Source organism: Roseivivax halotolerans, from assembly GCF_900115815.1.
Lineage (GTDB): Bacteria > Pseudomonadota > Alphaproteobacteria > Rhodobacterales > Rhodobacteraceae > Roseivivax > Roseivivax halotolerans.
The window spans coordinates 83,663-105,286 of sequence record NZ_FOXV01000002.1 but is presented as its reverse complement, the minus strand read 5'-3'; the positions used below and the strand labels follow the sequence as shown (position 1 = coordinate 105,286).

Annotated in this window: 31 protein-coding genes; 3 read left to right on the top strand and 28 right to left on the bottom strand. The window is 63.7% G+C overall.

Going from position 1 to position 21,624, the window contains the following annotated elements:
* Positions 1-15: 15 nt before the first annotated feature.
* The gene (locus BM171_RS03350) at positions 16-405 is read right to left on the bottom strand and encodes an OB-fold nucleic acid binding domain-containing protein (protein WP_093009414.1); all 390 of its coding nucleotides are present in this window, start codon (positions 403-405) and stop codon (positions 16-18) included.
* A 112-nt stretch (positions 406-517) separates the two neighbouring features.
* On the opposite strand from BM171_RS03350, the gene BM171_RS03345 reads away from it, so the two are divergent.
* Together BM171_RS03345 and BM171_RS03340 are read left to right on the top strand one after the other, a co-directional pair.
* Positions 518-841, top strand: a complete 324-nt coding sequence (locus BM171_RS03345; protein WP_093009413.1) for a 2Fe-2S iron-sulfur cluster-binding protein — start codon at positions 518-520, stop codon at positions 839-841.
* Positions 841-1,563 (top strand): FG-GAP repeat domain-containing protein, encoded by a 723-nt coding sequence (locus BM171_RS03340; protein ID WP_093009412.1) that lies wholly within the window; start codon positions 841-843, stop codon positions 1,561-1,563. Before BM171_RS03345 ends, BM171_RS03340 begins: the two co-directional genes overlap by 1 nt.
* Positions 1,564-1,565: 2 nt before the next feature.
* Here the strand turns inward: BM171_RS03340 and BM171_RS03335 are convergent, their stop codons facing one another.
* Positions 1,566-2,453, bottom strand: coding sequence for a cation diffusion facilitator family transporter (locus BM171_RS03335; protein WP_093009716.1), 888 nt, complete (start codon positions 2,451-2,453; stop codon positions 1,566-1,568).
* Between the two features lie 120 nt (positions 2,454-2,573).
* A complete protein-coding gene (mscL, locus tag BM171_RS03330; RefSeq protein ID WP_093009411.1) occupies positions 2,574-2,996 on the bottom strand; it encodes a large conductance mechanosensitive channel protein MscL in 423 nt (140 codons plus the stop codon).
* Between the two features lie 279 nt (positions 2,997-3,275).
* Here mscL and BM171_RS19475 point away from each other — a divergent pair, with 279 nt between their 5' ends.
* Positions 3,276-3,500 carry a WYL domain-containing protein gene (locus BM171_RS19475; protein WP_093009410.1) on the top strand — a complete coding sequence of 75 codons (225 nt, stop codon included), beginning with the start codon at positions 3,276-3,278 and terminating at the stop codon, positions 3,498-3,500.
* Here the strand turns inward: BM171_RS19475 and BM171_RS18670 are convergent.
* The 25 genes from BM171_RS18670 to BM171_RS03205 all read right to left on the bottom strand — a co-directional run bounded on the left by BM171_RS18670 (position 3,497) and on the right by BM171_RS03205 (position 21,600).
* Positions 3,497-4,981 carry a HEAT repeat domain-containing protein gene (locus BM171_RS18670; RefSeq protein ID WP_139218663.1) on the bottom strand — a complete coding sequence of 495 codons (1,485 nt, stop codon included), beginning with the start codon at positions 4,979-4,981 and terminating at the stop codon, positions 3,497-3,499. The two genes, BM171_RS19475 and BM171_RS18670, sit on opposite strands and share 4 nt — an antisense overlap.
* Complete coding sequence (locus tag BM171_RS03315) at positions 4,941-5,900, bottom strand: winged helix-turn-helix domain-containing protein (RefSeq protein WP_093009408.1); 960 nt, start codon at positions 5,898-5,900, stop codon at positions 4,941-4,943. The genes BM171_RS18670 and BM171_RS03315 overlap by 41 nt, the downstream gene beginning before the upstream one ends.
* Before the next feature lie 62 nt (positions 5,901-5,962).
* Positions 5,963-6,940 (bottom strand): phage late control D family protein, encoded by a 978-nt coding sequence (locus BM171_RS03310; protein WP_093009407.1) that lies wholly within the window; start codon positions 6,938-6,940, stop codon positions 5,963-5,965.
* Complete coding sequence (locus BM171_RS03305) at positions 6,937-7,149, bottom strand: tail protein X (RefSeq protein ID WP_093009406.1); 213 nt, start codon at positions 7,147-7,149, stop codon at positions 6,937-6,939. Before BM171_RS03305 ends, BM171_RS03310 begins: the two co-directional genes overlap by 4 nt.
* A complete protein-coding gene (locus BM171_RS03300; RefSeq protein WP_093009405.1) occupies positions 7,146-7,544 on the bottom strand; it encodes a phage tail protein in 399 nt (132 codons plus the stop codon). Before BM171_RS03300 ends, BM171_RS03305 begins: the two co-directional genes overlap by 4 nt.
* Entirely contained in the window at positions 7,537-10,548 is a 3,012-nt protein-coding gene (locus tag BM171_RS03295; protein WP_093009404.1) for a phage tail tape measure protein, read from the bottom strand. Before BM171_RS03295 ends, BM171_RS03300 begins: the two co-directional genes overlap by 8 nt.
* A gap of 6 nt (positions 10,549-10,554) precedes the next feature.
* Entirely contained in the window at positions 10,555-10,680 is a 126-nt protein-coding gene (locus BM171_RS03290) for a GpE family phage tail protein (RefSeq protein ID WP_093009403.1), read from the bottom strand.
* A 26-nt stretch (positions 10,681-10,706) separates the two neighbouring features.
* Positions 10,707-11,027 carry a phage tail assembly protein gene (locus BM171_RS03285; protein ID WP_093009402.1) on the bottom strand — a complete coding sequence of 107 codons (321 nt, stop codon included), beginning with the start codon at positions 11,025-11,027 and terminating at the stop codon, positions 10,707-10,709.
* An 11-nt stretch (positions 11,028-11,038) separates the two neighbouring features.
* Entirely contained in the window at positions 11,039-11,548 is a 510-nt protein-coding gene (locus tag BM171_RS03280) for a phage major tail tube protein (RefSeq protein ID WP_093009401.1), read from the bottom strand.
* 18 nt (positions 11,549-11,566) lie between these two features.
* Positions 11,567-12,748 (bottom strand): phage tail sheath subtilisin-like domain-containing protein, encoded by a 1,182-nt coding sequence (locus BM171_RS03275; RefSeq protein ID WP_093009400.1) that lies wholly within the window; start codon positions 12,746-12,748, stop codon positions 11,567-11,569.
* Positions 12,749-12,827: 79 nt separating this feature from the next.
* Positions 12,828-13,178 carry a DUF1353 domain-containing protein gene (locus tag BM171_RS03270; protein ID WP_093009399.1) on the bottom strand — a complete coding sequence of 117 codons (351 nt, stop codon included), beginning with the start codon at positions 13,176-13,178 and terminating at the stop codon, positions 12,828-12,830.
* Positions 13,175-13,687 carry a hypothetical protein gene (locus BM171_RS03265; RefSeq protein WP_093009398.1) on the bottom strand — a complete coding sequence of 171 codons (513 nt, stop codon included), beginning with the start codon at positions 13,685-13,687 and terminating at the stop codon, positions 13,175-13,177. Before BM171_RS03265 ends, BM171_RS03270 begins: the two co-directional genes overlap by 4 nt.
* A 5-nt stretch (positions 13,688-13,692) precedes the next feature.
* Positions 13,693-14,490 carry a hypothetical protein gene (locus BM171_RS03260; protein WP_093009397.1) on the bottom strand — a complete coding sequence of 266 codons (798 nt, stop codon included), beginning with the start codon at positions 14,488-14,490 and terminating at the stop codon, positions 13,693-13,695.
* Between the two features lie 13 nt (positions 14,491-14,503).
* On the bottom strand, positions 14,504-15,025 hold the full coding sequence (locus tag BM171_RS03255; RefSeq protein WP_093009396.1) for a phage tail-collar fiber domain-containing protein: 522 nt from the start codon (positions 15,023-15,025) through the stop codon (positions 14,504-14,506).
* Complete coding sequence (locus tag BM171_RS03250) at positions 15,025-15,678, bottom strand: phage tail protein I (protein WP_093009395.1); 654 nt, start codon at positions 15,676-15,678, stop codon at positions 15,025-15,027. Before BM171_RS03250 ends, BM171_RS03255 begins: the two co-directional genes overlap by 1 nt.
* Complete coding sequence (locus tag BM171_RS03245; RefSeq protein ID WP_093009394.1) at positions 15,671-16,576, bottom strand: baseplate assembly protein; 906 nt, start codon at positions 16,574-16,576, stop codon at positions 15,671-15,673. The genes BM171_RS03250 and BM171_RS03245 overlap by 8 nt, the downstream gene beginning before the upstream one ends.
* Complete coding sequence (locus BM171_RS03240; RefSeq protein ID WP_093009393.1) at positions 16,573-16,953, bottom strand: GPW/gp25 family protein; 381 nt, start codon at positions 16,951-16,953, stop codon at positions 16,573-16,575. The genes BM171_RS03245 and BM171_RS03240 overlap by 4 nt, the downstream gene beginning before the upstream one ends.
* The gene (locus tag BM171_RS03235) at positions 16,950-17,156 is read right to left on the bottom strand and encodes a hypothetical protein (protein WP_093009392.1); all 207 of its coding nucleotides are present in this window, start codon (positions 17,154-17,156) and stop codon (positions 16,950-16,952) included. The genes BM171_RS03240 and BM171_RS03235 overlap by 4 nt, the downstream gene beginning before the upstream one ends.
* Positions 17,153-17,602: a phage baseplate assembly protein V gene (locus BM171_RS03230; protein ID WP_175497480.1), complete on the bottom strand. Its 450-nt coding sequence runs from the start codon at positions 17,600-17,602 to the stop codon at positions 17,153-17,155. The genes BM171_RS03235 and BM171_RS03230 overlap by 4 nt, the downstream gene beginning before the upstream one ends.
* Positions 17,599-18,150 carry a hypothetical protein gene (locus BM171_RS18835; protein ID WP_175497479.1) on the bottom strand — a complete coding sequence of 184 codons (552 nt, stop codon included), beginning with the start codon at positions 18,148-18,150 and terminating at the stop codon, positions 17,599-17,601. The genes BM171_RS03230 and BM171_RS18835 overlap by 4 nt, the downstream gene beginning before the upstream one ends.
* Entirely contained in the window at positions 18,150-18,590 is a 441-nt protein-coding gene (locus BM171_RS03225; protein ID WP_093009390.1) for a phage virion morphogenesis protein, read from the bottom strand. Before BM171_RS03225 ends, BM171_RS18835 begins: the two co-directional genes overlap by 1 nt.
* Positions 18,590-19,024 (bottom strand): gp436 family protein, encoded by a 435-nt coding sequence (locus BM171_RS03220; protein ID WP_093009389.1) that lies wholly within the window; start codon positions 19,022-19,024, stop codon positions 18,590-18,592. Before BM171_RS03220 ends, BM171_RS03225 begins: the two co-directional genes overlap by 1 nt.
* Positions 19,025-19,270: 246 nt before the next feature.
* Positions 19,271-19,690 carry a hypothetical protein gene (locus tag BM171_RS03215; RefSeq protein ID WP_093009388.1) on the bottom strand — a complete coding sequence of 140 codons (420 nt, stop codon included), beginning with the start codon at positions 19,688-19,690 and terminating at the stop codon, positions 19,271-19,273.
* Between the two features lie 12 nt (positions 19,691-19,702).
* Positions 19,703-20,626, bottom strand: a complete 924-nt coding sequence (locus tag BM171_RS03210; protein WP_093009387.1) for a Mu-like prophage major head subunit gpT family protein — start codon at positions 20,624-20,626, stop codon at positions 19,703-19,705.
* Positions 20,627-20,631: 5 nt separating this feature from the next.
* Positions 20,632-21,600 carry a phage protease gene (locus BM171_RS03205; protein ID WP_093009386.1) on the bottom strand — a complete coding sequence of 323 codons (969 nt, stop codon included), beginning with the start codon at positions 21,598-21,600 and terminating at the stop codon, positions 20,632-20,634.
* Between the last annotated feature and the right edge of the window lie 24 nt (positions 21,601-21,624).

Here is a 21,624-nt window from a genome sequence, read left to right as displayed (position 1 = left end):
CGCTTGCGCGCAAGCCTACCCGGTTTCGCCGCTCCGTGAAAGCGCCTCGGGCGGATCGAGCAGGCGGTCGAGCAGGGACGAGATATCCTCGATCTCCTCGGCGATGACATGCGTCACACTCGATTCCCGCTGAAGCCGGCCGGTGACCCGCAGCATCCGTCCCGAGATCACCGCGCGGCGAAACTTCTCGTACATCGCGCGCCAGACGATGACGTTCACGACGCCGGTTTCGTCCTCCAGCGTAAGGAAAATCACGCCTTTCGCCGTTCCCGGACGCTGCCGCAGGATCACGAGCCCCGCCACGGCGATACGCGCACCCTGGGGCGGCTCCTCGAGGCGGCTGGCGACAAGGCAGGAGGGCGGGCGGGGCCATCCGGCCTCGGTGCGGGGCGCGACGATCTGCATGGGAACAAATATAGAACAAATATCGGCGGACGCAATCCCGCGCACGATAAGGTCTTTATCCCGCGCGCAGTCTTGCTAGGAAAGACCGGATGAATTTTGAGGAGACAGGATCATGGCGACGATCACCTATGTCGAGCACAACGGAAAAGAGCACGTCGTCGACGTGAAGAACGGCCTCACGGTCATGGAAGGCGCCCGCGACAACGGCATCCCTGGCATCGAGGCCGATTGCGGCGGCGCCTGCGCCTGCTCGACCTGTCACGTCTATGTCGACCCCGCCTGGGTGGACAAGCTGCCGCCGCGCGAGGACATGGAAGAAGACATGCTCGATTTCGCCTATGAGCCCGATCCCGAGCGCTCGCGCCTGACCTGCCAGCTCAAGGTGAGCGACGCGCTTGACGGGCTGCGCGTGCAGATGCCTGAAAAGCAGATCTGATGCGGCCTCTCGCGGCGGCCCTGGTTCTTGCGACGCTCGCGGGTCCGGCTGCCGCGGAGACAATCGTTTCAGCGCGCTACGACAGCCCGACGACGCGCTACGCGCATGGTGTTCTGGGCGACGCGGTGGAATACGAAGATCTGGTCGTCACGCTGTCCGGCGGCACGTCTCTTCGCGTGCATTGGGATGCGCCGATGGTCTTCGAGGATACCGCGCCCCGGCTCGCCGACGTGACCGGCGACGGCACGCCGGAGATCATCACGGTCGAGACCCATGCAGAGCGCGGAGCGCGGCTTGCCATCTGGCAGGTCTCAGAGGGACGTCTTTCGCCACTCGCGCGCACGCCTTTCATCGGACAGACGAACCGCTGGCTTGCACCTGCCGGTGTGGCCGATCTTGACGGTGACGGGCGGATCGAGATCGCTTACGTGGACCGACCGCACCTTGCGCGCGTCTTGCGCCTCCTGCGCCTCGAAAGTGGCGGCCTCCGCGAAGTCGCGGCGCTCTCGGGTGTCAGCAATCACCGGATCGGATGGGACACGATCTTCGGTGGTGCGGCGCTCTGCGAGGGACGCCCGGCGCTGGTCCTTTCGGATGCGAATTGGCGCGATGTGCTGGCGGTGAGCTTTGACGGTAACGCGCTCTCGACACGCCGCATCGGTGCGTTTCAAGGTCCGAACGCGGCGCTGCCCGAAAGCTGCGACGCTCTGCCCGCCCGCTGAGATCAGGTCATCACGATCCCGCTCGCCTTCGCCTTGTGCTCGGGCTCGACATGGATGGTCACGGTGCATTCGCTGATCTCGGCCTTGAGCGCGGCTTCGATCCGGTCGCAGATCGCGTGGGCGTCGAGGACGCTCATCTCTCCGGGGACGATCAGGTGAAATTCGACGAAGGTCGCGCGCCCGGCATTGCGGGTCCGCAGGTCATGCGCCTCGAGCGCGCCGTCCGCGTTCTCGTGGATGATCTCTCGCAACCGTGCAAGGTCGGCCGCGGGCACCGCGGCGTCCATGAGCTCGTCCGCCGAGCCGCGGATCACCTTCGCGCCGGACCAGAGGATATTGACCGCCACAAGCGCCGCCAGGAGCGGATCGAGCCAGAGCCAGCCAGTGGCAAGCGCAAGGCCTATCCCGAGGATCACGCCCGCCGACGAGATCACATCGGTCCAGAGATGCCGCCCATCCGCCCCGAGCGCCGGGGAGGAGAGCCGCCGCCCGGCGCTCACGAGATACGCCGCCCAAAGGCCGTTGACGACGCTGGCAATACCAGTGATCGCAATTCCGAGAGCCGGTGCGGCGATGGCACGCGGCTCCGCCCAAGCGGCCCAGGCTTCGCGCAAAATGAACAGCGCGGCGAGGATAATGAGGACGCCTTCGAGCGTCGCGGAAAACAGCTCCGCCTTGTGGTGGCCGTAAGGATGACCGTCATCGGCGGGGCGCTCGGCGATGCGGACCGCCAGGAGCGCCGCAAGCGCAGTGGCGACGTTCACGATGCTTTCAAGTGCGTCGGAGAGAAGCGCGACCGATCCGGTGACCCACCAGGCCAGCGTTTTCATCGCGAGCACGGCGATGCCCACGAGGACGGAGAAGGCGGCGATCCGTGTCGTCTCGGTCATGGCGGCCTCCTGCGGCATGTCCTGCGAGGCTGATACGCAAGCCATGCCGCGCGCACAACGCCCCACGCATAAAAAACGGCCCGCCAGCGGGGCGGGCCGCTCGAGAGGTGCGTCTTGTGATCAGCGCTTCAGAGCGTCGCGGATCTCGATCAGGATATCGAGCTCGGACGGGCCGCTCTTCACTTCCGGGACGACCTCGTCGGGTCTTTCCGCCGCGGCTTTCACGCGGTTCACCATCTTGACCAGCATGAAGACGACGAAGGCAATGATGAGGAAGTTGATGACGGCCATCAGGAAGGAGCCGATGGCGAAGACCGGCACTCCGGCTTCGCGCGCGGCGTCGAGCGAGCTCTGGTCCGAGCCGTCGAGCGTGTAGAACCACCCGGAGAAATCGATCCCGCCGGTAAAGAGCGCGATGATCGGGTTGATCAGATCGCCGACAAGCGAGGTGACGATCGCGGTGAAGGCCGCGCCGATGATGATGCCGACGGCCATGTCCATGACATTGCCCTTGGCGATAAAATCCTTGAATTCGTTAATCATGTCCCACGCTCCCAGTAGCTGCGGCCCTTTTCGTGACCGCGCACAGGATTACCCCGAAGCAATATGTCGCGCGAGATGTAAATTCGTGGAGCGTTGTAGCTTCGCGCGCTAGTTTGCAGTGATTTGCATCGAAGTTTGCAGCAAGTGTCATCAAACTCGCCAGCCTTGGCTGAAGTACGCCAAGATGACTGAACGTGAGCAAGCAGAACTTGCGGCTTCAGCCACCTCGTGCGATGCAAAAAGAACATCAAAACGATCTCAGGCAGGGCACAGGACACCATGTCGATGGCAGAAGTTCACCAATCTCAAGAGTTGGTATTCAATTACCGGAACTGGCGCGGGACTGAGAGTACTAGGCGCGTGCTTCCGAAAAGGATCTGGTTCGGCGAGAGCGAGTGGCATTCGGGTCCCCAATGGTTCATGCAGGCTCTAGACCTCGAGAAAAATGAGATCCGCGATTTTGCACTCGTCGATATGGTGTTCACCCATCCTCCGGCGCGCTAAAGGCCTATCACTTTCAAAATCAATGCGATCTTTCCTGCGAGACTTGTCGCTTTCTCCGCCATTCCGTTGATGCTTCCCAACGCCTTTTCGCATGTTTCAAGTGAATCCGCTGCAGATTTGAATGTAACTTCCGAGGGCGCTTTTTCAGCTTCATCTAGAGCGCTTTGTGTTGCTTCAAGCATGTCTGGAGGAAGTGGTGCGTCCTTGATGATTTCTCGGGCGTCAGAAATTGCAGACAAGCCCTGTTCCCAATTCATAGTGCCAGAATTTGCAACGTTGGAAGCTCTGGAAGCATCGATGTCACCCTGTCCAGAGAGTGACGTGCCAGACATATTTCCAGAGTTGTTGATGTTGATATTGTTCGTCACTGTGTTTCCTCCTGAGAAAAGGTCATTCTCTCTGTACTCCATCTGTCTGAGCGTCTTGTAAAGATCGGTGCCCTGTGTAGCGCTGAGCATGACTTGTCGCATAGTTTGGTCGTTCTCAAAGCTAGAAAACAGGCTGGGTACATGTGCATGGTAGTCGCTGATGCGTTCTGCTTGGCGTGATATATGGTCAAGTAGATATTTCTGCACCTCCGTGTCTTCCTCATCGTAGAACCAGTCTAGCACGATTGGACCAATTCCATCGTAAGCATTGTCTCGTAAGCCTATTGCCGCTCCAAGTCGCGCCTCAATATCCTTATCGGTAGATGCCGCCTCAATAACGTCGTTCTGCAGAGGTATAGGCTCTTTGTTTGATGCGTAGAGACGGTAGATGTATGAGCGTATATTTGGAGGCATTTGCTCAATGTCTTTGACATCGACAGAAACATCCAAGACACCCAGACTAGAATTTTCAGATGCGGCCCAAATTGAGTATTGGGAAACAAGCGGATCGTGATGAGTGCTCAGGCTTCGGATGAGTTCGTTATTTTGATATTTGGGATGAAATAGGTTCTCGGGCGCACGTTCCAACCCAACCAGTATGAGAGAGAGTTTAAGCGTTGTTACACTTGCTTCCTCAACGTTTAAGCTTGGAGGGTTATCCTCAAAAAGTGAGTGCGGTGCCGTTTGCATCGCAGAAATTGCAAGAAACTCAGGCGAAACAATATCTTTTGCCTGGAGCTCTCGAAATGCTGCTTTTCCATCTAGTTTAAATGCCGCGGCAATGCCCGCGGATACGACCTGCGGTTCATGTTCATGTTGGATGATTGCTTGTAGAACCGGCGACCAACTGACCTCAGGACGACCCAGCTGCGCTAGGGCACTCAATGACCAACGGCGAACTTTTTCGTCGGAGTCGCTTCTTACCAGTGCGCCGAGGATGGTTGGCTCGAGACTCTGCCGGCCTTGTGGCATGAGCCGAGAACCATCCCAATAGAGCTTGCACAGTGTCTGAAGTGCGCGCTTTACACGAGGATTGTCACCCGACTCTATTGATACTTTAAGTAATTCAGCCTCAAGTTCCTGAATGAAGCCTTTGCCTGCGGTTGGCGGCATTTTTAGATCCAAAAACGTTTTCTAGAAGAACTTGCGACCAAGGGTCGAAATCGGAGATGTTGTTTAAAGCGCAAGGGTCCATCCAGCCAAGATCGTTGATAGACAATCTTGGGCCCGCGGGTTCGAACCAGTCGGGCGCTATGATTTCAACGAGGGCAAGCAGCTCTACGCGACCTTTGCGGTACGTCTTGAACAAGCTCTTAAACTCATGAAGAAACATCGAGCCCAAATTGTCGGGGTCGTTCTGTTGGTCAATCGGGACGTTCAGGTCTGTGGAGGCAGCAGTCAGGGCGCACTCAACGATCCCGAGACCAATCCAATCAAAGAGTGTTCTGTCGTCCTCTGCGACTAAGCCCGCGAAACAGATTGAACGCTTGTGCGCGAAACTATCGCGATCGTCTCTATACCTGCCTGTACGATAAGTAAGTATCTTCGATCGGCGGCGTACGACGGCGATCGACCAAACCAAAGCCCATTCCTCATCGATCTCGCGAGGGTTCAGGTACCTGTAACAATGCTCATCTTGGAGTTTCTCCAACGTCGCCCCGGGGTCCATCTGCGATCCGTCAGTCAAGCTCTCGACGCATTCTTTGGACACTCCGAGAGCTGAGTTGCGCAGAAGATCTCGTGTGCGGCGTCTTGCGCGCATCTCACGTCGATACTCCGGTGGAACTGAGGAATCGGAGAGGAACTCGCGCAAGAAAAACCGTCCGGGAGAATTACGAAAGAAACGGCTTCGCTCCCGCTGATGCAGGATGTCTTCGCTTAGGCGCGCTTGCAGTGTCTTCTCTTGGGTTTGTCCATACAGGTGAGTTGGTACCAGATCATGCTCGTACGCCCTTCTCAGAAGGGCACGGGCACTGAGAGGCCGACGCTCGAGCCGAAGCACAGTCTCTGCAAGTTCAAGATAGCTGCTCATACATCACACCGACTCGATCAAAAGACGCTAGCTGGCATAGACGCGGATGGCAAATCGCGGTTTCACTCTTTTGGGCCTGCGATCTCCGCCTCGAAACGGGTCGTTAAAGTCCGCATTAAAACGTGCGTCACGCTCCTCAGGTGAAACCGCCCGCCGAGCTCTGCGCGCAGATCCGGGAATTCGACGAGCCCGCCCGCGAAGAGCCCTGGCCAGAAGCCCCCGAGCTCTCCGGAGACGCTGGTATTGCCGCGCTCCGCGCGATCGAGGGCGGCCTGGGCGGCGCGCTGCGCCTCGTCCTGGCTCCCGAAGGGATGGCGGAGGCGGCGTTCCGGTTTGCCGCTGCCGACGGTCACCTTGTGGAGCGTCGCAGTTCCGGTCTCGCTCCACTCGGCCGTGACGCTCTTGTATTTGCCGCGCTCGCCGAGCGCCCAGTCGTAGCTGCGAAACTCCCGCTTCAGGAGCGCGATCACTGGCAGGGCCGTGCCGTCGGCCGCGGTACCGGTGCCGCGACGAACAACGACAAGTCGGCCGTCGGCGGGTTTCGCGGTGGCGTCGAGGACGGCTGCAAGGCGCGTGAGGAGGTGCAAGTCGCTCTCGGCTGTCTGCGCGACGTAAGTATAGAAGGTCGGCGCGATGTCCTCGCCTACTGTCGGTGTGAGGTTCGCCTCACCGGCGATCGTCTCTACCATCTCGCCCAGCGTGACATTCTCCCAGGCGCGGGTTTTCGGGGCGCGGATCTGGCTCGACATGTCGGCCGCCTTGGCGTCGATCGACATCGTATCGGGCATGCCCCGGCCGGAGCGGCGCTCGACGACGAAGGTGCCGATGCGGGTGAGGCCAGTCTCACGAAACCCCAGCGAGAGCTCGAGCTGCGCCTCGGCCGGCGGCACGGCGAGGAGGTTGCCCCGATCGTCGAGCTCGAAGCTCAGCTTGTCGGCCTTCAGGCCTTCTTCGTCGGTGACGGTGAGCGAGATCAGCCGATCGCGGATCATCGCCGTGACGTCGTCGCCATCGGCGCGGAGCTCGAAATCGGGTGTCACGCGCTGCGCCCCCAGAGCCGGATCGGCACGTTCACCGTTCGCGGATCCGCCTCGGGTAGGAAGACGATCACGCCCGAAGGCAGGACCGGACCGCGCGTGGCGAGCCCAGGATTGGCGTCATAAACCCGCTCGACCATGTCCTGGCGACCGTAGTGGCGGAAGGCGATCTCATCGATCATGTCGCCGTCGATCGTGCGATACTCGGTCATAGGAAATCGTCTCCGTAGGCCATGAGTTCGACGGAGAATTCGAGCTTGCGCGGGGCGCCGTCGGCGAAAAGGACGGTGCGGGTCTCCTCGGCCGAGGCGATACACCAACGCTGCCAGATGAAGCCCATCCCGTCGGTGAGCATGAAGGGCAGGCCGAGCCCGGCCTGAAGGCGCATCTGCTCGACCTGGCGGAAACTGCCGGCGAAGCTGGGATAGATCACGCCAGAGAGCGAGATCGTCTCGGTGTCGGGGCCGGCGAACTGGAGCGCGGGCGCACGGCCGATGCGATCAACTTTCTCCCAGCGGTAGGACGCGGCGCGGCGGAAGGTCTGGTAGTCGCCCGAGGTCAGACCGAAGCGAAAGCTGCCGAGCGCCATCATCACGAGATCAAGCATCGAAGAGCCCTCCGTCGTGAAGCGCGTCGTCATCGTCGTCGCGAGCGCGGCGATGGAGCTCGGCGACTGCTTCGCGCGCCAGGCGGCGCTCATCCATGCCCGGCGCGGCGTGGATATGGATGTCGCCAACGCTTACGCGGGTCTCGCGGGCGGCGCCGCCGGCGCGGGACGAGAGGAGGGGCTTTGCGGAGGCAATAGCAGGCATCGAGGTCATGCCTTGCACAACCTCGCGCGACATCGCGACCATCTCTTGCAGCTGGCCGTGATGGGCGATGAACCCGCCCCGGCTGCGGTATTCGAGCTCGGGGCCTTCTTCGCCGGTCAGAAGCCAGCCGGGGCCGAAGTCGCCGCCTGCGGCGCGCGCCTGAACGGGCACCGAGGCGGTCTCGGCCGCGAGCGTCACGGCGGGGCTTGTCGGCAGCGCGGCGCTGACTTGCGCTGCCATCGCCTGCGTTGCGGCTATGACCTCGGCCGTGCCGGCGCGGATCCCTTCGGCGAGGGTGTTCATCATGCGCTGGCCGTGCCCCGTGAAATCCAGCCCCGACAGGATCCCCTCGACATCCGTTACCATCGCCCGGATCTCCGGCGGCAGCGCCTCGGCCGCTTCGGTGACGGCGGCGATCTTGCGCTCGAGGTCGGCCACGTCTTCGGCATCGGCCGCGACATCGGCGATGGTCGGCATCTGGGTCGGCGGCGGCAGTTCGATCGGCACGTCGAGCGTGGCGCGGCGCGCCTCGATGCCGTCCAGGATCGCGATCATCTCCTCGGCGCGGTCCCGGTCATCCTCAGAGAGCGTCGCGCGCGCGTCTCTCAGGCGCGAGACGGCCGCCTCGACCTCGAGCGAGCCCGCCTCGATCTCCGCGACCAGGTCCTGGCCGAGGGTGAAGTCTTCACGGCCGAAGGGAATGAAGTCGCCATTGGCCGCTTTGCGCGCCTCATCAAGCGCCGCCTGCATCTCGGCCTTCGCGGCATCGACCTCTTCGCCGCCGAAGGAGAACATGCCTCGAAGATCCGCAAGGCTCGGCATTTCCGGGATGATCTTGCCCCAGTCCCAGTCGGGCAGCACATCGGCCCAGGCAAAATCGAGCGCATCGTCGAGCACCGCGCCGAGATCCGGCAGATCGGGGATGATGAGATCGTCCAGGAATTCGAACCATTCGCGCATCTCGCGGCCCGCGCCCGCCCAGTCGCCCTCAAGAAGCGCAGCGACAGTGCCGGTGATCGTTTCGAGCCCGCGCGCGATCGCCTCGATCCCGCGCGCAGCGCCCTCGACCGCAAACCCAAGCAGCGTGCCGAGGATCCGGTTGATCGTATCGAGCCCCGCCATCGAGGCATCGAGCTCACCGGAGCTGCCAAGCCCGCTCATCAGCTCCCAGATCGAGGAGAAGATGCGCCGGTAGTTCTCGAGAACCGGCCCGAGCTGATCCCAGGCATCGCCGAGCCGCGCCTTCGCCCGCTCGAAGGGCTCGGTAAAGCCGTCAACGAAGGTCTGCAGCCCTTCCGGCACAGACGGATCGAGAAGAAAGCTCGGCAGGACCAGTTCGCCCAACCAAGCGAAGAAGGCGCGGACATCGCCCAGCGCGGACCGCCAATCCCCCTCGGCGATCGCGGAGCTGAACTCCGAGATATCCCCGATCACCTCCGAGACCCGCACGCCGGCGGCTTCCGCTTTCTGGAAAATCCCCGCCAGTTCCTCGCCGGCATCGCCATCCGTTGTCCCGAAGACGAACGCGCCGATCGCCGCGCGGATCTCGGCGAGCCGCTCAAGAAGCGCCGCGCCCTGACCACCGCCGATCCCGGCCATGAACCCGTCCCAGCTCGTGCCCAGCCGGTCGAAGACGGTCACGCGCTCGTCGAGCGTCGTGAGGAAGTCGAGCGTGGATCGCAGCGCATCGTTGATCGGATCGAGAAAGGTATCGCCGTAACCCACGACGCCTTCGCCAAGCGCGTTGCGGACCTTGCGCCAATTGTCGACCACATCGTCCGAGAGCGCCTCGAACTCGGCCTGCATCGAGCCATCGGCGAGCTTGATCTGCGGGATCCGGCCGAGCGCCTTCTCGAGGTTCTCGACATTGCCGAGAAGCGGGCCGAGCGCGCGCCCGGCCTCCTCTCCGAATAGCTTCGAGATCGCGTTGTTCTGGTCTGCCTCGGGCAGGGTCTCGATGGCCGTGACGACGCGCCGGATCGCGCCCTCGGCATCGGTATAGAACTGCGTCTGGATGCTCGACCATTCATCGGCGAGGCCGATCTTCTTGACGATATCCGCCTCGGCGCTCGACATCCCATCGGCCGTCTCGGTCATGGTGCGCATGAATGCGCGCAGACCCGTCGCCGCGACTTCGGGCGCGCGGCCCGAGGCGATCATCGATGCGCCCAGCGCCAGCACGGTTTCCTCGGCCATGCCGGCTTCCTTGGCGATGCCGACGACGGCGGTCGTGTATGAGGCGATGCCGGCGCTGTCGGCCGCGGTTGTGTTGCCGAGATAGTTGATCTGGTCGGCGAGCCGGCGCACCTCGTCCTGCGTGTAGCCCATCTGCTCGCGCCAGGAGCCCATCATCTGCGCCGATTGCCCGGCGGTGACATCGAAGGTCGCGGCCATCTTGGCAGCGTCTTCGGTGAAGGCCAGCACGTCCTGGCGCCCGCGTAGGCCGAGCTGTCCCGCAACCCCTGTGATCTCGACAAGCCCGCGCGTCGCGATCGGGATCTCGGTCGCAAGGCCCGCGACACCGTTCTTGAGCGCTTCGAGCTGATCGGGCGTCATCTCGAGCGTCTTGTTCGCCTCCGACCAGGCATCCTCCATCGAGGCAGCCTGGCCGATGGCAGCGGCGGTACCGGTGGCAGCCGCCGCGCCGATGCCGAGCATCGCCTTGCCGGCAAAGACGCCGGCTTTGGCGAAGCGGTTGGTGCGCCGCTCCACCTGGCCGAGCTCGCCCTGGATATCCTTGAGCGGTCCCGTCACCCGATCGACGAGCCGCATGATCAGCGCGACGTTCAGATCCGACATGGGGGCTCAGGTGTCCTTTTTCTGCTTCGGGGTGCGCCGGCCGGCATGGCCGTGCCAGCGCATCAGCTCCTCGAGGCTCATCGGGTCCATGTCCCGCGGAGCCCATCCGAAGACGACGGCGAGATCGGCCATGACCTCCTCGACATCGTCGGGCAGGGTCAGCTCGTCTCCGCGTCCTCGATCGTCAGCGCCCGGCCCTCGAGCTGGTGGCGCTTCACGAAAAAAGCCGTCACGCGCACCGCGAGATCGGTGAAGTCGGCCGGATCGAGCTTGGCGAGATCGTCTGCCGTCAGCGCGGGCTGAGAGATCCGCGGGATGACTGTGAACATCGCGTTCACGTCCATCTGCAGAAGATCGGTCAGCTTCACGCCGCGGAGCTCGCCGGTGCCGGGCTTGCGCAGCTCGACGGTATCGACCGTGCCTTCGGCGGTCTTGATCGGGAATTGCAGCTTCGAGCTGTTCAGCTTTTCAACGCTCATGTGAGACCCCCTTAAACGCCCATTTCACGGCGGAGCGCGGCGAGCTGATCGGTGCCGCCGATCACCCGCTTGCCCGCCTTGAAGTCGATCTCGCAGAGCTCGTCGCCCTGGTAGACCATGCGGTAGTAGTCGGCGGCGAGATTGAGCGTGATGGTCTGGCTCGTCCCGCCCGGCTCGAGATTGGCGAACTCGAGGCCCGACCAGAGCCCGCCGATCGTGCATACGAAAGCGGCGGCTTCGAAATCGCCGGCATTCGAGCGCTCGGTCGGGCGCAGCGTCATCGTGGTGTCGGGCCGTCCGAGCATCTTCACGAGCTCGGGCATCCACTGCGCGAGCGTCACGCTCGCCTGCATGTCCTCCTGGCCCATGTCGATCGGTGTGCCGCCATCCATGCCGGCGCCGCGGTGGCGATCGACCTGCAGCATGAGGTTCGGCAGCGCGGCGGCGGTGGCGAGGCCGGCATAGCCGACCCCGTCGATGAAAGCGTTGAAGTTGCGGATCTTGCGGGGGTAGCGGATCATGTCTCGGTCCTTTCCGGATCAGGCCGCGGACTGAACGTCGGCTACGAGGTCCTCGTAGTAGTCGCCGTTCCGGTATGCGCGGAAGATGAGGTGTTCGAGCGGCGCGGGCGGCTCGAAGTCGAAGTTCATGTAGAGCTTGCCCGCTTTGAGGTTCGCCTCGGTGTTCAGCTCGGGATCGAGCCAGCAATTGAAGCCGAGAAGCGCGCCCTGGTTCACGAGGCTCTGGCCGAAAGCCTGGACGCTGTCGCGGATGTCCTCGATGAGCTGCGCCGAGAAGGGCCGGTCCATCGCCCAGAGATGCGCGGCCTCGATCGACTGGTAGAGCACGTCGGCCGTACGCCGCACCGCGAGGAAGGCCCAGAGCGCATCCTCGCCCGCACCGCGGTTGCCCCAGAGGCGGAAGCCAGAGCGACGGATGATGGTCGCGATACCCGCCTCGTTGAGTCGGTTCGATTCCGTGTCGGGCTGCGAGAGGTGGAAGGTGATGGGCCGGGCGGTGCCGGTGATCCCACGGATGATCTGGTTCGAGGGCGACCACCAGAAGCCGCGCTCGAGATCGCGCTTGGCGATGAGCCCGGCGACAAAGCCCGAGGCGGGGCGGGTGACATCCTGCGCGGTTTCTGTGTCGAAGACCAGGACGCCGGGATCGACGATGTAGAGGCGGTCAGAGCCGTAATTGACCTTGTCGGCCACGGCGTCGGTCTCATCGGTGTTCGGCCCGTCCATGATGACGACGGCGCGGACCTTGTCGGCCACGCTCAGGAGCGAGGACACGACTGGGTTCACCGCATCGATGTCGCCGGTCGTGAAACCGGGCGCGGCTAGGATGCGCGGCGTGAGGCCGAGCAGGCTCTCGGATTGCTCGAGCGCGAAGACACCGGTCTGCGTGACGGGATCTCCGACAACGGCCGCTTTCGTCGCCTCGGCATCGGCACCTTCTTCGATGCGCACCATGACGGCGGTCTTCGCGCCTTGCTGCAGGACGGCCTCGTAGGCATCGCGCAGCGTGCCAGTGGTACCGAGAAGCTCTGCAGCTGCGCGCGGTCCGGCGACGAGAAACGGCTCGTTGATCGGAGTAGAGGCGGGCGCGTCGGGCGCGGTGCCGACAAGCCCGATGATCGAGGCGTTGGCGGTAGCGATGGGCCGGATGCCGTCGTCAACCTGGACGACCTCGACCCCATGGAGGAACTGTTCCGGCATCGTGATGCTCCTTTCGTGCCGTTGCGGGCGTGCCGTTTGGCGCGCGGATGGTCTGCCGGCGAGGCCGGCTCTTCGTCGTCTAGCGCCAGCCCTTGAGGCTGACGGCGAGCCACATGGCGAGGCGGCGGGCGCGGCCCACGCCATCGGCCTTGAGCGCGTCGTGGAAGATCGCCCCGGCGGTCACGCGGTCCCATCGCATGCCGAGGAGATGGTCGTGGATCGCCGAGGCTTTCAGGAAGCGCGGATCGTGCGGGTCGAAGGCCCAGCGAAGGCCGCGCGGGATCGAGCAGTCGAAATATGTACCTCGCCGCACCTCGATCTCGAGCCCGGACCATTTCCGGCCGATCTCGAAGGTGAGCGGAGCCGTGGTGCGGTATTCGATCCCGCTCACGTGCTCGCACCAGGTGCCGATATCGGTGTAGACGCTCAACGCGCCGCCTCGATATCGGCCTTCGCTTCTTCGAACGCCGCATCGGCTGAGGCTTTTGCCGCGCTCAGAACGGATGCTATCTGGGCCTCGATATCAGAGGCGTCGTCGGGGATTTCGGAGACGGCCGCGTTCGTCTCCGCCTCAATCGCCTCGATCAGGAGAGCGATCTGGCGGTAGGCGGTCGCCTGGGCCGTGATACGTCCGATCAGCTCGTCGCGTGTGATACTTCGCGCAATCGCCTCGCGATCGATAAGGGCAAGCTCAGCGGCATCGGCGGTGTCGGGTTCGCGGGCGATCTCTTCTTTGACGCGGTATGCCTGAAGCTTGCCTGCCGAGGTGCTTGCGAGCCGTGCTCGGTAAGTTTCGGCATAAGAAGCCACTGTTCTGGCGGCTGCAGCTTTGATCGCCGCGCCAATCACGACAGCGGGCACGCCCTTGTCGGCGAGGAACTCCGGAGATGCTTCGAGGAATTGTCGGTCGTTGACCGTGAGCGTCAGTTGAAATGCCATACTGCTTATGCCTCCAGGAGGTTGGTGCCGAGTGTGCGACCGTTGTGAATGCCGCCGCCGCTCGTCAGCGTGACGTTGTTCTTCGACACCAGAAGCACGCCCGAGATGTCGAGAAGGGTTGCCTTGTCGATTTCGACGCCATTGAGGGTGAGCGAGAAAATAGACGGGGCATTCGATTTGCATAAATACGGCGCGTCGCCATCGATGTGACAGTTCCAGAACTGAAGATCGCGGATCCCTTCAAAGCGGAATGGATGGTGCTGGGCATTGAACCCGGTGCCTCCGGCCTGGGTCGCGTCTCCAAGGTCGAAATCGACGTCTCTGAAGAACAGGCGTTCGACAAATCCACTGATCCTCAGGAAATCGACCGCGTTGCTGCCGCTATTTTCATAGAGCCCCGCCATCAGGACTGGCCGGCTTCCCGCGCTCAGACCATCCGGTCCTTGAAAGCGCAGTTCGGCCGCCTCGGTTGAGAGAATGGTCTGAGGGATGAGGTAGGTCTCGCCGGGAAAGACGTTGACCGTTACTCGCGCGCCGGTTGGAACGAGACTGAGGAAGGCATTCAACTGCGAGAAGGTCGAGACCTCACCGCCGTCGACGCGGTTGTCGAGGCCACCCGAGGGACGCCAGGCGATCACCTGATCCATGACCTCGGTCACGACCGAGCGCAGATCTGCCGCCAGAGCATCATAGGCCGCTTGACGGGTGGCAATGTCGGCGTCGATGTCATCGAGGAAAGCGTTCATCCGCGCCGTGAGAGCATTCTGAGCGGCGGCGGCATTGTTGATGTCTGACATGCCCATAAGGCTGATCTCCTTAGATGGCGGATTGCAGATCGCGGATCATGATCCGCTGATCCCATTGCTCTGCGGCAACGATCGCGTGCGTTTCGAGGTTAAGGACGGCGTGATCGAACAGCTCCCAATCGGGGGCGTTTATGACCACGACGCCCTCAGCGGCGCGGTCGAAGGTGAGCGGCTGCTCGAGGATGTAGTCGAAGCCGCCCAGCGAGCGTGGCTGGAAGCCGGCACCGGCAACGATCACGATGAGATCGCCATCTCCGTCGAAGAAGCCAATCTCGCGCACCTGCATGACCGGAACGATGTCGGCCGCGAAACTCGCCCGGACGAGCCAGGTACGCGCCTCGATACGGACGCGCTGGTCGATGGCGCGGCGGATGACCTCGTTCTGCAGGGCAGTCTGCTCGAAATCAGGCTCATACGCCGCGCCGCCGCCATTCCCGAGAGCGACATGGGTGATCTCGACGGCGAATGCGTTGCCAGCGGCGGCGGCGATCTTATTGAGGCCGATATCCGTGATGAGAGCGGTGTCAGGCATCAGGCGGCACTCCTGTCGATTGGTGTGAAGCTTGCGCGGTCGTAAGCGCGTTGCCGCAGGCCCGCCGCGGGCAGTGCGGACGCGACGATACGAAAGGTCGGCGGGGTTACGGCGCGGGGCTCTTTGTCCCGAGCGATCTCGCGGTGACCGGTGCGACCGAAGACCTCTGAGCGGAAGCGCTCGCCAAGCCGAAGATCGAAATGCGCGCGCACCGGTTTGACGTTGCCAAGGATGGTGTCGACGGTCTCGACGAGCGCGGGATTGACCCGGAAGCCGGCCTCGAACACCTCCTCGATGAGAACATCGATCCGAAAGGTATGCGGCTCACCGCTATACTCGAACCACTCGGACAGGCGTCCCTCCATGCCGAGTGACGCCAGCGCGTCGAGGACTGCGGCCTTCGTGCCTTTGCGGCGATGCACCTCGATGGACGAGGCGACGACGGCTCGCTTCACGGCCTCGGGCCAGTCGGCGTCCCACTCGTCGACAGAGAGCGCCCAGGCGAGCCAGCCGAGAAGAGGGGCCGCGACCTCCTGCGCATCGAGGAGGCTCGAGACGATGGAGAGATCCGGACGTCCCGATCGAATGGCAGTCTCGAGGGCGCGTTCTGCATCACTGGCGTTCGGCGGAAGGATCGACACCGGATCAGACATCCCGACCTCCGATCGTCAGGATCGGTTCCGAGGTGAGATGCGCGACCTCGCTCGGGCTCACCACGATGTCGGCGGCGGGCTTGGTGAGCTCGACATAGGCGACACCGTCCTGATGCAGGGCGGCGAAGATCGCCGAGCTGCGGATATCGACGCCCAGCCGGCGGGTCTCGGCGATCATCGCCTCAAGCGCCGCTCGGGCGGCTGCTTCGACAACCGCCCCGTCCGGCCCGGGGCGCAAAATCAACTCCGCCTCGATCTCGAACCCGATCACGTTCGGTGCCTGGACGGAGACGAGATCGGTAAGCGGGCGCACATCGTCCGCCGAGATGGCAGCCTCAACGGCATCGAGGAGCGCCTGGTCGGGCGTGCCATCCCCGTTCTGAGACAGCACCGTGACAACGACATCGCCCGGCGCCGGGCTTTCGACGGCCGCGTCGCGCACCTCGCCCGAGGCGGAGAGCGCGTGAAAGAGGTAGCTCGCTTCCGAGCCGGCCGTGGTGAAGCCTTCGGGCGCGAGCTGGATCCGCCGGCGCAGGCTCGTATCATCCTCATACGTTGGCTCGATGGGTGGGATCGCATCTGGATCCCCGGGATCGACCACGAGGCGCGCAACGCCCCAGGGCGCGCCGAGATGCTCGAGATCCGCGCCGGTGGCGAAGGCCAGCATATTGCCGCGCGCCCGGTCATTGAATTCGGCATGATCGAGCATGCGGTAATAGGCGCAGACGCGCAGGACCTTCGTCGCCGGCTCGCTTTCGAGCATCAGTGCCTCGGCGAGGTCGGGCTCGGCCGCGATCGCGGCGGCGCGCATCTCGTCGAAGAGTGCCTGGAACTCGGGAACCTGAACGATCTCCGGCGGCGGCAGGCGATCGAGGGGAACGGCGGTGTAAGCACTCATGCCGCACCTCCCGCCACAAGAGCCTGCGCTTGTCTCTCAGGCGAGAGCCCGAGCGTAAGATCGAGGACAATGGGCTGGCCGTCCCGGCCTCGTGCAGAGATCTGCAGTTCAACACGGCCGGCGGCGCTCGAGACCATCGACACGCGCTCGAGGCGGATCCTTGGCTCCCAGCGATCCAGCGCCTCTGCCGTCGCCTGGTAGAGATCGATCTTAGTTTCGCCGTTGATCGGGTTGTCGAGAAGATCTGGCAGATCGGAGCCATACCGCCGCTCGGTCACGAGCGAGCCTTTCGGCGTCATGAGGATATCATGCACCGATTGCGCGAGATGCGCGTCCTGGCCAATCGGCCGGGCAGTATGGCGATCGAGCCCGATCATGCCTTGGCAGCGCTCTCGGTTGCGGGCTTGGACGCCTTCGCGGGCTTGGGCTCGGACTTGAGCGCGAGGCGCGGCTCGTAGCGCGCCGCACTCTCGGTCATCTGCAGCTCGTCGCCCTGTTTCCGGCGCTTGCCGGCAACGCGGCCATCGGCGGTCACGACATAGGTTTTAAGGTCGGGTGACTGAGGGGTTTTACGGCTCATTTAACAGGCTCCTTGGTTTCAGCATTGCCGGGAGTGACCCCGTCATGGACGTGCTCGACGAGGCTCACGCCCTGGGCGATGACGTCCTCGCTCGCGATCAGCTTGCCGGTCAGGACGATGTCGCCGGTGATGCGGAGCTCCGCGCCGCCGAGATCGATGATCATGTGCTCGTTGGGATCGCCGGGCGTGTTCGAGGCCGAGACGGCGAGACCCAGCATCGCGCGGGCCATGTCGCCGCCCGGGGCGAATACCATGCGCTGCTCGCCGACCGACGGCATCGACTTGATGCGCAGATTGCCCATTGCGGTCTGTCCGACCGGAATGAGCGGCGTGATGATATCGCCGATCCGAACCCGCGCCTTGTCGCCCGAGACTTCGGTGACGACGCCGACCTGGACCATCTGGCTGATACGGCGATCCGCCTCGGCTGCCTGGAAGCTGCTCATGCCAAGCTCCCGATTTCGTCGTAGGCGTCCTCGTTGCCGGGGCCGATATCCGGGGCCTGCCCGACATAGAGCTGGATTGGGACCGGTGCGCCGGGATCGATCGCCTCGAAGACGCATGGCTGCCGCCAGGTGACGGCCCAGAGGGACGCGGCGGATTTAAGGCTTCCTTGGCTCACGAGAGGCTCGGCGCGCAGATCCTTGGCAGCGCCGCAATCATCGAGCCCCCAATCCGTTTCGGCGATAAGCGAGACGAGTGTCTGGGCAATGGTTGCGGCGGCGGCGTCGCGCGGCAGGCCCATCCGGTCCTTGGTCACGACGAAGGCGGCCATGTGCAGAAGGAAGCCGTGATGGTGCTCGGCGAACTCTTCGTTGCCGCTCAGCCGCAGGAGCGAGACGAGAACTGCCGGCGCGGCGATGCCCTCTGAGGTCAGGCGCTGCAGATCAAAGCGGCCGGCGACGGCGCGGCATTCGCGCAGCTCGGGCAGGAGTGTCCCGATCTCGGCCGCGATACGATCCGGCAGATCTTTCAGGAGTGTCTCGATCGCCATCAGAGCAGCTCCTCGAGATAGTCGATGACCAGATCCTCGATCTCCGCGGCATTCTCGTCCGAGACGCCGAGATAGGGGCGCGCAGGGATCGGCATCCCGACAGGCTCGCCGCCGAACTGGTGGATCGCGCCATAGACGAGGTTGGTGCCGACCTTGGCTTCGGCGCCGGCCGAGTAGTTCTGAACGCTCTCGAGAAGGTCATTCTCACCGACGAGAAGCGAGTGCTGCGCCGAGCGGGTGGCGGCGTAGTCGGCGCTCCAGGCGGCCCATGGCGCGCCGCCCGGGGCGACCTTCTCGTCCGAGATCCGCGTGCGCGATTGGGTCTCGAGGAGTTGGCCGACATTGAAGGCCAGCTCGTCGATATCAGGATCGGCAAGTCGCGCGATTGCGTCCGCCGCGCGTCCGAAGTCGAAATCCGCGCTCAAGACGACGCCCGACATCAGAAGTCCCTCAGCTTGTCGCGAGAGAAGAGACGCGGAGGACCGTCGATCACCACGGGCTGCGGGCCGTCCGCCTCGCCATCCTCGTCGAGATCGGAGCTTGCGATCGCGAGGCTCTGCTCGCCCTTGGCAAGGCGCTTGAGCGCACCGACCGCGTCTTCGTAGCGCCGGCGCAGCTCCTCGGTCGCGACATCGGCCGCGCTTGCCAGGCGGTAGAGCGCGATATCGACGCAAAGTTGGGTCAGCACGGGATGCGTGGTCTCGAAAGGCAGCGAGTAGCGAGAGGCGAGGTAGCTGTCGATCTCGGCCGAGGCGGCATCGAGCGCGCGCGTCACGGGCACCGCGTCGGCCACGCCGTCACCATCGCGGTCGGCGGCGAAGAGCGCGTCCGGGCCATAAAGATCGGTTATGTCGTCCTGCGTGGCGTAGGCCATGTGCGTCCTCTTGCTGGGTGCCCGGCCGGGGATGTGCCTGTTCCCCGGTCCGGGCCTTGGCCGGCGCGCGTGTCATCTGAGGGATGCCTGCTCGCTTGCGCGCCGGGTTTCGAATTCAGGTGCCGGTCTCTCCCGGCTGTCACGGCCCTCTGTCGGCTCCGTCGCTCCGACCTACTCACCGCGCTCCCCGGGCTGCCTCTTCTCTGCCTGTCCCGGATCGGCGCGCGGTTTTCGCCTGGTATGTTCTCAGGCCTTCGGGGCCTCGAAGCCGCCCTCGGTCATCAACTTCCAGACCGCATCGCGCAGCGTGGCGTCGATCCGATCTTTCTCCTCTGGCAGCCATTTGCGGATGGCAGTGATCTTCGGCTTGCCGTCCTGGCCGAAATCCCCCGGCTCGAGCGCACGGATGACCTCGTCGAGGCGTTCGGCGAGCTCGGCGGCGGCTTCGGCGTCGAGCGGCTCGGCTGTGACCGCCTGGGCCGCGACCTCATCGTCGCGCGCCTCGCGGATATGCAGATACTTGTCCGCTTCGAGGCGTTTCCATTCGTCGTTCTCGAACTCGCCCAGAGCGACGACGGTGCCGGAGGTCGAGAAGACCCGGCCGCAGCGGCAAAGCGTGGTCTGCTCGGGCATCCGTGCGACGGCGGTGATTACGAAATGCTGCATCTATCAGCCTCCTTACTGGAGCCAGGACGAGACGATGACCTCGCACGCGTTGTAGTGCGGGTTGGATGCGCCGTTGGCATCCACCATCGTCTTGAAGAGGCGGTTGGCTGCGCTCTCGTTGTCGGGCGAGACGAGGCAGACATTCGGGCGGATACCGAGCGGGCGACCGCCATCGGCGGTGATCTTGCGCATCGCCGTGCGGTAGGCCTCGAAGTTCGCGGGCGTCAGATCGTTCCGCGAGCCGTAGGCCATTTGCCAGAAGCCGTAGCCAGCGTTGCAGCGATAGCGCGTGCCCCACTTGTACTCATCGGCCATGAAGACATCGTCCGAGGTCGCGGCGTTTGTCTTGGCCTCGAATTCGGGGCGCGTGCGCTCCTGGAAGATGAAGGGCTTGAGCGGCTTGCGCGTGTCGAGGAGAAGCCAGAGCGGATCGCCCGAGCCAGCATCGTCGTCATAGTTCGACACGGTCGTGACCGCGCCAGTCCCGTCATGGTTCGCCGCGATCGGGTGATCGGTGTCGAGGAAGTTCTGCCCGTCATAACAGACGCCCGCGACCGCGTTCTCGATCAGCGTGGAGATCAGGCGGTCGGGATGGTTCGCGGCTTCCATGCCCATCATCGCCATGAGCGGGCCGAACTGGCCGAACGTGTCATCCTCGATCGAGGTGCGCGGCACGCCGACGGTGCTCTCGTAGAGCTTGTTCTGCAGCTCGTAGCCCGAGGACTTCATGTCCTTGACGACGCGGTTACCGATCCATTCGCGCAGCTGCGGCGCATCGCCGAGCCAGCCATAGGTATTCGAGGCGGTCATGGAGGGCACGACTGTCGCGACATCGCGGAAGAAGCTCTCCTCGACGGTCGCCTGGTACGTCGTCTGAAACTCCCGGCGGTAGCCGCGGTTCAGGGTCGAGAGGAATGCGGGGGTGATAACGGCCATCGGGCTCAGTCCTTCTTGTCTTTCGCGTCGGAGAAGGCACTCCGCGCGGTCTCGTCATCCCATCCGAAGGCCGCGGCGATCGCGGTCTCATCGGCGTTGAGCGCGGTGCCGCCCGCGGGATCTTTCTTGCGAGGCTTGGCCGCACCGACGATCTCGGGCATCTCGCCGACCATCGCGGTGAACTTCTCGAGGCCGTTTGCCTGGCAGGCGGCGATGTGGAAATCGCGGCTGGCGGGTGCGACCTTGCCGGCCTCGATCGCGGCATCGACGGCCGTCTCGATCTCGGATTGCGCGCGCTCTTCCTCGGCGGTCTCGAATTCGCGCACCTTGTTGAGCGCGATCTCGTGGTCCGCCTTCGGCACGAACTTTTCGGGGTCGGGTGTTTCGGCGCGATTGAGCGCGGTCTGCTCGCGCTCTTTCAGTTTGTTGATGGCGACCACGGCATCGGCCGCGCTCGCATCGGTATTGAGGCCAAGGGCCTCGAGGACCGCCTTGTCCATGGCGCGTGTCTCCTGCGTTGGGGTGAGTGCCTGGTTGAGTGCCACCAGGTCGAGGTTCGGATTGTTTGTGAGGCCGACCGAGACGAGGCGGCTGATATTTCGCGCCTGGTCGTAGACGAAGACCGGCGAGCAATGCGCGTAGGAGCGGGCCTTGAGGATGTCCTCACCGGCCTGGTTCCATTCAACGCGCGCCCAGAGACCGGTATCGCGGCCTTCCATGTCGGTGATGAAGCCCACGGCCGGGGCCGCTTCGCCGCGCGCGCCCTTGATCTGGGTTGCATGCTCGATATCAACCGGCAGACGGTTGCCGCGACGGCGGAAGGTTTCGATCACCGCGTTGGCGTCAGTCATCGTCCATTGCCGGCCGTCGATGCCCGTCAGGCCGGTCTCGGCCGGGATCACATTGATCCAGTCCGGCACCTCGCCCTCGGCGAAATTCAGAGCAATGAGATGGGATGGCACGACCTCGTTCATGAGGTCCGTTCTAGACGGCGGGAG